Origin of the sequence: Candidatus Infernicultor aquiphilus (assembly GCF_002784285.1) — a bacterium.
Classification (GTDB): Bacteria; Atribacterota; Phoenicimicrobiia; order Phoenicimicrobiales; family Phoenicimicrobiaceae; genus Infernicultor; species Infernicultor aquiphilus.
This window is the reverse complement of record NZ_PFKO01000145.1, coordinates 1-9,058: the sequence shown is the minus strand read 5'-3', so window position 1 is coordinate 9,058 and position 9,058 is coordinate 1. Positions and strand designations below refer to the sequence as shown.

General features: G+C 32.5%; 10 protein-coding genes. 4 read left to right on the top strand and 6 right to left on the bottom strand.

Going from position 1 to position 9,058, the window contains the following annotated elements; genetic code table 11:
* Positions 1 to 310 precede the first annotated feature (310 nt).
* The 3 genes from queG to COZ07_RS03975 form a co-directional block, all read right to left on the bottom strand.
* Positions 311 to 1,462 (bottom strand): epoxyqueuosine reductase, encoded by a 1,152-nt coding sequence (gene queG / locus COZ07_RS03985; RefSeq protein WP_406607293.1) that lies wholly within the window; start codon positions 1,460 to 1,462, stop codon positions 311 to 313.
* A 14-nt stretch (positions 1,463 to 1,476) separates the two neighbouring features.
* The gene (locus tag COZ07_RS03980) at positions 1,477 to 1,944 is read right to left on the bottom strand and encodes a PspC domain-containing protein (RefSeq protein WP_406607292.1); all 468 of its coding nucleotides are present in this window, start codon (positions 1,942 to 1,944) and stop codon (positions 1,477 to 1,479) included.
* A 277-nt stretch (positions 1,945 to 2,221) separates the two neighbouring features.
* Positions 2,222 to 2,704, bottom strand: a complete 483-nt coding sequence (locus COZ07_RS03975) for an adenosine-specific kinase (protein WP_406607291.1) — start codon at positions 2,702 to 2,704, stop codon at positions 2,222 to 2,224.
* Between the two features lie 160 nt (positions 2,705 to 2,864).
* Here COZ07_RS03975 and COZ07_RS03970 point away from each other — a divergent pair, with 160 nt between their 5' ends.
* Positions 2,865 to 4,040 carry an MFS transporter gene (locus COZ07_RS03970; protein WP_406607290.1) on the top strand — a complete coding sequence of 392 codons (1,176 nt, stop codon included), beginning with the start codon at positions 2,865 to 2,867 and terminating at the stop codon, positions 4,038 to 4,040.
* A 222-nt stretch (positions 4,041 to 4,262) separates the two neighbouring features.
* On the top strand, positions 4,263 to 5,027 hold the full coding sequence (locus COZ07_RS03965; protein ID WP_406607289.1) for an HAD family hydrolase: 765 nt from the start codon (positions 4,263 to 4,265) through the stop codon (positions 5,025 to 5,027).
* Here COZ07_RS03965 and COZ07_RS03960 read toward each other — a convergent pair.
* Together COZ07_RS03960 and COZ07_RS03955 are read right to left on the bottom strand one after the other, a co-directional pair.
* On the bottom strand, positions 5,020 to 6,111 hold the full coding sequence (locus COZ07_RS03960; protein ID WP_406607288.1) for a sensor domain-containing diguanylate cyclase: 1,092 nt from the start codon (positions 6,109 to 6,111) through the stop codon (positions 5,020 to 5,022). The genes COZ07_RS03965 and COZ07_RS03960 overlap by 8 nt on opposite strands.
* A gap of 23 nt (positions 6,112 to 6,134) precedes the next feature.
* Entirely contained in the window at positions 6,135 to 6,374 is a 240-nt protein-coding gene (locus COZ07_RS03955) for a helix-turn-helix transcriptional regulator (protein ID WP_406607287.1), read from the bottom strand.
* A 157-nt stretch (positions 6,375 to 6,531) separates the two neighbouring features.
* Here COZ07_RS03955 and COZ07_RS03950 point away from each other — a divergent pair, with 157 nt between their 5' ends.
* Entirely contained in the window at positions 6,532 to 7,146 is a 615-nt protein-coding gene (locus COZ07_RS03950; protein WP_406607286.1) for a LexA family transcriptional regulator, read from the top strand.
* A 172-nt stretch (positions 7,147 to 7,318) separates the two neighbouring features.
* Positions 7,319 to 8,425, top strand: coding sequence for a polysaccharide deacetylase family protein (locus COZ07_RS03945; protein WP_406607285.1), 1,107 nt, complete (start codon positions 7,319 to 7,321; stop codon positions 8,423 to 8,425).
* 36 nt (positions 8,426 to 8,461) lie between these two features.
* Here the strand turns inward: COZ07_RS03945 and COZ07_RS03940 are convergent.
* A partial coding sequence (locus COZ07_RS03940; RefSeq protein WP_406607284.1) for an ABC transporter ATP-binding protein occupies positions 8,462 to 9,058 on the bottom strand: 597 nt, incomplete at its 5' end.

Sequence of the window (9,058 nt, the reverse complement as noted above, 5' to 3'; positions counted from 1 at the left end):
TTTTAAATTGTGAATCTTATCGAGTTAACACCCCCTCCCTTCCCTCCCCCTTAAAGGGGGAGGGTTTGGGTGGGGGTTAAAAAATAAAATTCCTATACAATTAAATTAAAAATTTAAAGCGAAAAGCAAAAAACTTATATAGTGTAGAGCGTAGGTCGGATTTATCCGACCCAAGACGGGCTTGATAAATCAAGCCCCTACCTTCTAAACACCATCCGCTAATAATTTTCTGACTCCTGAATTCTGGTTCCTGATTCCTATTTTATTTTACGAGATGCGAATAAGGCTTATATGCCTCCGATCAATCTATTTAAATCATCCTTAAGGCATTAGCAATCTCTTCTTTTACTTCCCTATCTTCTTCTATTTTTAGAGCCTTTTCTAAAGAAAATTTTGCTTTTTTTCCTCCAATTTTACCCAGCGCCCAGGCGGTATGACCTCTCACCATCGAGTTGTCATCTTCTTGTAAGACTTTTATCAAAGGATTAACCGCCCGAGGATCGCCGATATTTCCTAAAGCCAGAGCGGCATTTCTTTTAATTGCTTCTCTGGGTCTCATGGCAATCTGGTTATAAGCAAAAAACCTTTGATATTCTTCTTCGCTAATTTGTAATAGTGGTATTAAGGGAACGCTTGAACTGATATATCCATATTTGGGCTGGTATTTTCTGGGTTTTATCTTAATATTTTTTGGGCAAACCTCCTGACAGGTGGTGCAACCATATAATCTATCTCCCCAGACTTCTCTGAAAGCTAGAGGTACTTTCATTGGTCTTTCGGAAATATATTGCAGACACCTGGTGCGATCGACTAGATAAGGAGAAACTATGGCTTGAGTGGGGCACAAATCTAGACATATTTTACAATCACCACAGCTTTGGAGAAGCGGAGCATCTGCCTGTAATTCTAATTCAGTAATAATTTCTCCCAAGACTACCCAGGAACCAAATCTTTCGGTAATAATTATACCATGCTTTCCATACCAACCAACCCCAGCTCGTTCGGCAATTGGCTTTTCCACCAAAGATACATAACAAGATTTATTTTTAGATTTATATTTAAAATCACTTCTTTGATTTATAAAATCAACTATCTTTTTTAATTTTAATTTTAAATCATAATAGAAATTACCAACATCATATTTAGCAATTTTTCCACAAAGTTGTTTTTTATCGGTTATATTTTCTGTCTCTTCTATCAAATAATCTTGAGCCACACTAATTATAGACTTTGCTTTTTTTAAAATACTCTTCGGATTACATCTTTTTCCAATTCTGTTTACCTGTGGGTTATTAGATGAAATATTTTTCGAAGCATAATAATCACTTTTAGGAATATAGCCCTTTTTTATATTTTCTATAATCTGCTTTTCTGTTTCCGGAAAGTCTTCAGCATTAGTAATTCTAATTATCTCCAGGTCAATTTCTGGTCCTAACTCTTTTATCTGTTCAGTTAATGACATAAACCCCCCATTAATTATTTTTTAAATGCCTGAACCATAATGATTATACCCAGTGCAATTACAATTAAAGGCCATAAATTACCCCAAACCACCCAGGGGAAAAGACTGCCAGATAGAAAAATTACTCCAATAATTATTACAATTATACCTCCCCAAATCCTTCTATTTCTTTCTGTATTATGGTTAGATTCCTTTGATTCAAAATGCCCTTTAACCTCTTCTATAACATTCTCAGCGCCTTTCTTAATCTTTTCCTTTATTTTTTCTCTCTTTTCAAATTTTTCATCAGATTCTTGTTCCGGATTTTTGGGGATTACAATCCAGGCAATAATATAAGCAATAACTCCTGCACCGCCTAAAAGGACAACCAATACCGCTAGTAATCTAACCAGGGTAGAGTCAACATCAAAATATTCAGCAATCCCTCCACATACACCTCCAACCATACAATCCTTACTTGATCTAAAAAGTTTACTTCTCATAATTCATTTCACTCCTTTTATAATATATAATTCATCTCCCAATTAAATTAGTCGTCAGTATATCGTATCGCGTATTGCGTATCGCGTGAAGATTTATCCCCCTCACCCGAAACCTCTCCCTCCAAGGAGAGGGAATAAAGACGAGGTAATTTCTTCATCAGGTAGGGGTCGAATTTATTCGACCCGGAACGGGTTCGATGAATCGAACCCCTACATATCACTCGTCACTTATTACACATTACCAATCACTCTACTCACCAAACGCTATTCGCTATCTTTACAATTTGTACCCAATTTTTCTTAAAAACTCTTTCCTCTCCTGGACATCCTTATCTGTTTCCACTCCTTTAGGTGGATATCCATCAATCACTCCTAATACTCCTCTTCCCAAATCGGTTTGAGCAATTATAACCTCAACTTGATTGGCTGTAGCACAGAATATGGTGCAAATTTCAGGACAATTTTTAATACTATTTAATATATTAATAGGGAAAGCATCTTTTAAGATAATTACAAAAATATGCCCTGCTCCGATAACTTTTACATTTTTTATGGCTAAAGATTTTAATTCCTGGTCATTTCCTTCTGCTCTAATTAAACAAGGACCTGAGGCTTCATTAAAAGCCAGACCAAATTTTATTCCCGGCACTGCGTTAAACATCACTTCATAAAGATCTTCTGTAGTTTTAATAAAATGAGTCTGACCAATAATTATATTGGCATCCTCAGGAAATTCCATTTTTATTATCTTCAATTCCATTTATATCACTCCTTTTTTTATAATATTCTTCACTAAGATCTTTTCCCTTTTTATTTTTCTCCTTTACTGCCTTATCTTTTTTATTATGCTATAATTATTCATATTTTACCATAGTTTATATAAAAAATTTAGTACTAATTTCAACTTGAGGAGTCTTATAATGAATTTCTTAACCAAAATCCGTCAATCCTTATTCCTGGCACAAAATGTTTCTGTATTATCTTTTACAGTTTTTCTTGTGGTAACTACTTTTTTTACCTGGTATCCTATTCTTCCTATTTATCTTTTAGAATTAGGAGCAAACGATTTTCAAGTAGGATTTTCTTACACCTTGCTTGCTCTTTCTTATGCCCTAATGCAATTTTTAGGAGGAATACTTTCTGATATTTTCGGAAGAAAACGGTTAATAATTATTCCCACCTTTGCCCTTCCGCTTTGCTATTTTTTAGCCGCTAATTCTTCTCATTGGACAACTTTAATACTTTTTTTGATCATCGCTAATAGCTTAAGCGCCCTTCAACTACCTTCTTTCTATTCAATGATTGCTGAATCTGTTCCAAAAACAAAAAGGGGGATAGCCTATAGTATACTTGAACTTTTTGCAATTTTAGGAATGACTATTGGTCCGGCTATAGGCATAATATTGATTCCACGAATAGAAATAAAATATTTATTTTATCTTAGTTCTCTTGCTACCTTTTTATGTGCTCTGGTTAGAATGCTCTGGCTAAAAGAAACTCATCACTATCAGACAAAAATTAATAAATTTGATTCTTTTAAAAAACTATTTAATAAAAAGATGTTACTTATTATTTTAGCTCTTTCTTCTCTTTTTCTTCTATTTAATCTTACTACTAACGGACCTTTTATATCACTATATGCCAATGAAGTAATGGGTCTTGATAAATCCAAAATTAATTTATTTTTTGCTCTAGGAGGACTTGCTGCAGTTTTTTACAGTCTCTGGGGAGGAAAAATCATTGATAGATTAGGCAGCAAGAAAGTGTTGTTATCTAGTACATTGGGTCTTGGAATATTTATACTTTTATGGAGTTTAAGTACTTCATTATGGTTAATTATCCTTCTTTTTGCCATATCATACATTTTTTATCAGAGCTGTCACATTGCTTATGATTCATTTCTTGCCGATATATCCCATCAACAATCAAGAGGATTGGTAATCGGTTTTATCGGCACTTGCGCTGGTTTAATCGGTTCTATCGGACCTTCCCTGGGAGGATATTTAAAAACCCAATGGGGAGCTCAATCACCCTTCTGGGCTGGACTAATATTTGCTCTAATAACCTTGCTCTTACTTACCCAGGTAAAAGAATAAAGCTATAAAAAAATTAACCTATTTTTATCCAGTCTGATTTTCTTATAAGCTTTACTTTATTAAATCAATATTTTCGGTTATAATTGTAAAGATAGCGTATAGCGGATAGCGTTTAGGAAAATGCAGTAATAGGTAATGTGTAATGAAGTGATAAAGAAAGAGTTAATTGGTTAAGAAAATTAAATGCCATCCTTCTCGTAGGACAGACACAAGGAGGACAAGATGCGAAAAGAAGATAAAAAGGAAGTAAAAAATTATAAAGCCATATTTTTTGATTTTGGCGGAACCTTAATGGACGCAGAAAGTGATAATATTGCTCATTTTCACATGATGAAAGCGGTTATTAAAAAATATAACCTTCCTGCCTCACCAGAAGATTTAGTAATTAGATATAATTCATTTTTATTTACTAAAGATATGACTTTGCTTGAGGTTAATCCCCAAGAAAAATCTTTTACCCCTCTTCTTAAATCAACCAAAAGAGCCTTTGAGGGAATACTTTCCAAGTACGATATTACACCTTCTATTGAAGATTTTTACTGGTTTAAAGAACTATACTTTGAAAATCATAAAAAATATATAAAATTATTTCCAGAAACCTTTGAAATCATCGAACAAATTAGAAATAATGACTCTATCCATCTAGGGATTATCAGTGATATAGATAATGACTATATGGATTTTCAATTTAATGTCTTTGGCATTAAAGAAATGTTTGACTCTATTACCACTTCAGAAGAAGTTCAAATCTACAAACCGGAAGCAAAAATCTTTCAGGTTGCCTTAAATAAAGCCAAATGTCAGGGAGAAGAATCCATTATGGTGGGTGATTCTTACAAAAAAGATATTATTGGCGGAAAAAATATGGGAATGACTACTATCTGGATAAATACATTCTCTGGAGATAATACTGATAAGAATAAAGCAGACTTTATAGTCACTCACTTAAAAGAAACATTCCCTATCCTTAATAATCTTATTAAATGACCTCCATCCTGTTTCTACCCTTTCTTTTAGCCTGATAAAGGGCTTGATCAACCTTGTATATTAAATTTTGTGGACTGATGCTCCCCTGAAAACAGGAGGTTACTCCTAAACTCGTGGTTATTTTCCTATTAGGATTATTAAGATGGTCTTCTTCATTCTTGAAGTTATATTCCTCTACTTTAATCCTGATTCGTTCGGCTATTTTCTGGGCTTCTTCTCTGTCAGCTTCTGGGAGAATAATAATAAATTCCTCACCGCCATATCGTCCTACTATATCTATTTCCCGAACATTAGCTTTTAAAATATTAGCTAAAACTTTTAAAACTTTATTTCCTTCTGGATGACCATAGGTATCATTGAACTCTTTAAAGTGATCTATATCTGCCATAATTAAAGCTAAAGGTCGTCTAAATCTCTGGGCTCTTTTTGTTTCTTCCTCTAAACGTTCTTGGAGATATCTAAAATTATAAAGGTCGGTTAAACCATCAGTGATAGATAGACTCTTTATTTCTTGATGTAGTTGAGCATTCTGGATGGCTATAGCCGCTTGATTGGCAAAGGCAGAAAGAAGTTGTAAATCATCTGTATTAAAAACATTACCTTCCCTCTTATTATAAGCGTTAATTACTCCTATCGCTTGGTTTTTTATCTTCAAGGGAACATTGATTATAGATTTTAATTCCACCTCTATCTCTTCAAACTTTTTAAACCGCAGATCCTTAGCCCCTTCTTTTATTAATAAAGGCTTACCCTCTTTAAAGACCCAACCGGCAATCCCTTCCCCTGGCTTAATTCTGACCCCAGAAATAGTTCTTTTGCTTAAACCTACCGAGCTTTTAATATATAATTCCTCACTCTGAGAGTCAAAGAGCATCAATGAGCCTCGCTCGGCATCTACTATCTGGATAGCTTTCTGAATGATTAAATCCAGCACTCTATCCAGATCAGGGTTGCTATTTATCTCTGAAATTATCAACCTCAAGGCAGATAACTTTTTAGCAAGTCTCCGCCGCTCCTTATTTAAAACAACAACCTCTCTTTTCAGCTTTTCCATTTCTGCTTTTTCTTTATTTTGGTTTAACATTAGCCTCCAACCTCTGAAAATACTCAAAATTGAGATTTATCCGATTCAATGATATAAAAAATATCATCCCATTCACATCCCAGTGCATCTAACATTCTTCTTCTTACTTTAGCTGTAGGGATTCTTTCTCCATTCAGATATAAAGTAATCATACTGGAAGAATAGCCTATTCTCCGTGCAAGTTCGGTGAAATTCCAATTTTTTCTGGCAAGAATATTTATCAAATTATTTTTTTTAATTCCAACTTTTATTTTATAAACCATAGGCGTTATGAGTTATTTCTAACATTAGTAAGAATTTTATCACTAAAAATTACATTTATTAACGTTTTTTAAAATAATTTTTACTTTTTTTTACAATTATATCAGAAAAATATTATATAATAACAATTGCAAGCAAAAAGATATTGAGGTAACGTTAATGGAAATAGGATCATATTTAAAAGAATTAAGGTTAAAAAACAATTTTACCACTAAGCAAGTAGAGCTCAAAACTGGCATATCTAACTCATACATTTCCTTAATTGAAAGGGATAAGAGAAAGCCTTCTGCCGGAATATTAAATAAACTGGCTAAAGCTTATCAGGTTAAACCAGAAGATCTTTTATACCTTATGGGTTATCTTCCTCCTATAAAAACCAAAGATGATTTCAAACAAATTCCTATCTACAATATTATCTCAACAGGAAAACCTTCTTCTATTTCAGAGAATATAGAAGGATATAGTCCAATTCCTCCTGGGCTGGAAACTCTTCCCATGAAAGATCTTTTTGCTATCCGAGTAAAAGATAAAAGTATGATAGGTAAAAGAATTGAAGAAGGCGATATTGTAATTATAAGAAGGCAAAACGATGTAAGTAATGGAACTATTGCCTTAATTTCATTGAATAACGAAATTACCATAAAAGGAATAGTAAAGCAAAATAAATATATTATATTACAAAGTACTAATTTAGATCATTCCCCCATTTTAGTAAAAGAAACCGATAACTTTAATATTGTTGGGAAAGTTGAATGGGTAATGCATAAATTTTAAAATTGATCTCTTCAATAATCTAATTTCGCATTACTATAATCTAATCAATATGGTCTAACTTTGGCTTACCTTCCTAAATTTTTATTAACAAATAATTATAGTATGTTATAATTATTTAAAAAATTAATAAATTAACCATTAACTGAATAATAAAAATTTATAAAGGGTTATTATGTGGCCAAATCAAAAAATATCACATTTTCTTATAAATAAAAATAAGAGTTTGTTGGTAATCTTTATATTATCATTATTCTTATTCATACCTATGTCCTATCACAATGTTTATCAAATCAACAACAATATAGTTTATGCAGAAGAAACGGTTATTCCTATTTTGACTTATCATAATTTCACTAAAGATGAAGGCAGCAGCTATAGTATTAATATTATAGAATTTGAAAAACAGATGAACTATTTAGCCACTCATAATTATTCGGTAATCTCTCTTTCGGAATTGCTTAAAGGGTTAAAAAATGGTCAGCTTCCACCAAAACCTGTAGTAATAACCATTGATGATGGCTTTAAATCTACTTTTACTTTAGCTTACCCTGTACTTAAAAAATATAACTTCCCAGCTACCCTATTTATATACACCGATTTTATTGAAAGAAACAGCAACAGTCTTACCTGGGGAGAGATTAAGGAAATGACTGAAAACAATTTAGAAATTGGCTCACATACTTTAAGCCATTGTAATCTACTTCAATATAAAGAAAATGAAAATTACGAAAATTATTTGGCTCGAATCAAAAAAGAAATTTTTCTATCTAAAGAAATTTTAGAAATTAAAATAGGGGGTAAAGTAAAATTCTTTGCCTATCCCTATGGAGTTTATAGCCCAACCATTATAAATTTAGTTATTCAAGCAGATTACGAAGGGATTCTTAATGCAAACATTATGAATAATACTCTTAACGCTGACCCTTTTTCATTAAATCGACAGATTATATTTGGAAACAACTCATTTAATTCTTTTATCCAGATATTAAATCAACAACCTCTTCACACTTCCAAAATCTTTCCTGATGACGGTATAATAGAAAGTGATCAATTTATAAAGATCGGTGCAATTTTAGAGGATAATAACTATGATGTAAAAACTCTATCTATGAAATTAGGTGGAGCAAAAGTAGGATTTACTTTTAATCCAGAAAACAATGAAATCTCTTTTACTTCTTCTAAACCTTTAATCAAAAAATCTTATATTATAAATATCTCTGCACTCGATAAAAATAGTAATTACCTTAGAAAAAAATCCTGGTTAATTAATATTAAATAGCCAGGATTTTATGAGCATATAATTTATAAAAAAGTTTTATTCTCCTAAATATGCTTTTCTTACTTCTTCGTTTTGTAAAAGTTCTTCTCCTGTACCCTGCAAAACAATTCGTCCAGTTTCTAACACATAAGCATAATCAGCTATCTTTAAAGCAGCAAAAGCATTTTGCTCGATTAAAAGTATAGTCATCTCTTGTTTATGGATTTCTTGAATAATCTCAAATATCTCTTTTACCAGTAAAGGTGCTAACCCTAAAGAAGGTTCGTCCAACATTAAAAGCTTAGGTCTGGACATTAATCCGCGAGCTACTGCTAGCATTTGCTGTTCTCCCCCTGATAAGGTACCCCCCTTTTGCCAGAGTCTTTCTTTAATACGGGGAAACAATTTATATACCCACTCTTCATCCTGGGTAATCTCCTCTTTATTGCCCCTGGTAAAAGCTCCTAAAGTAAGATTTTCCTTTACCGTTAAATTGGGAAATATTTTTCGTCCTTCAGGTATCATCGCAACACTCATTTTTACTATTTCATCGGTAGAAAGATTGGTGATATTTCTTCCTGCTAAATTAATTTGCCCATTTTTTGCTTTTACTAACCCGCATATTGTTCTTAAAGTAGTACTCTTACCAGCTCC

What these genes read in the sequence shown, in the direction of transcription:
- queG (WP_406607293.1), bottom strand. Translation starts at nt 1,462, where the DNA reads ATGTCATTAACTGAACAGATAAAAGAGTTAGGACCAGAAATTGACCTG.
- COZ07_RS03980 (WP_406607292.1), bottom strand. Translation starts at nt 1,944, where the DNA reads ATGAGAAGTAAACTTTTTAGATCAAGTAAGGATTGTATGGTTGGAGGT.
- COZ07_RS03975 (WP_406607291.1), bottom strand. Translation starts at nt 2,704, where the DNA reads ATGGAATTGAAGATAATAAAAATGGAATTTCCTGAGGATGCCAATATA.
- COZ07_RS03970 (WP_406607290.1), top strand. Translation starts at nt 2,865, where the DNA reads ATGAATTTCTTAACCAAAATCCGTCAATCCTTATTCCTGGCACAAAAT.
- COZ07_RS03965 (WP_406607289.1), top strand. Translation starts at nt 4,263, where the DNA reads ATGCGAAAAGAAGATAAAAAGGAAGTAAAAAATTATAAAGCCATATTT.
- COZ07_RS03960 (WP_406607288.1), bottom strand. Translation starts at nt 6,111, where the DNA reads ATGTTAAACCAAAATAAAGAAAAAGCAGAAATGGAAAAGCTGAAAAGA.
- COZ07_RS03955 (WP_406607287.1), bottom strand. Translation starts at nt 6,374, where the DNA reads ATGGTTTATAAAATAAAAGTTGGAATTAAAAAAAATAATTTGATAAAT.
- COZ07_RS03950 (WP_406607286.1), top strand. Translation starts at nt 6,532, where the DNA reads ATGGAAATAGGATCATATTTAAAAGAATTAAGGTTAAAAAACAATTTT.
- COZ07_RS03945 (WP_406607285.1), top strand. Translation starts at nt 7,319, where the DNA reads ATGTGGCCAAATCAAAAAATATCACATTTTCTTATAAATAAAAATAAG.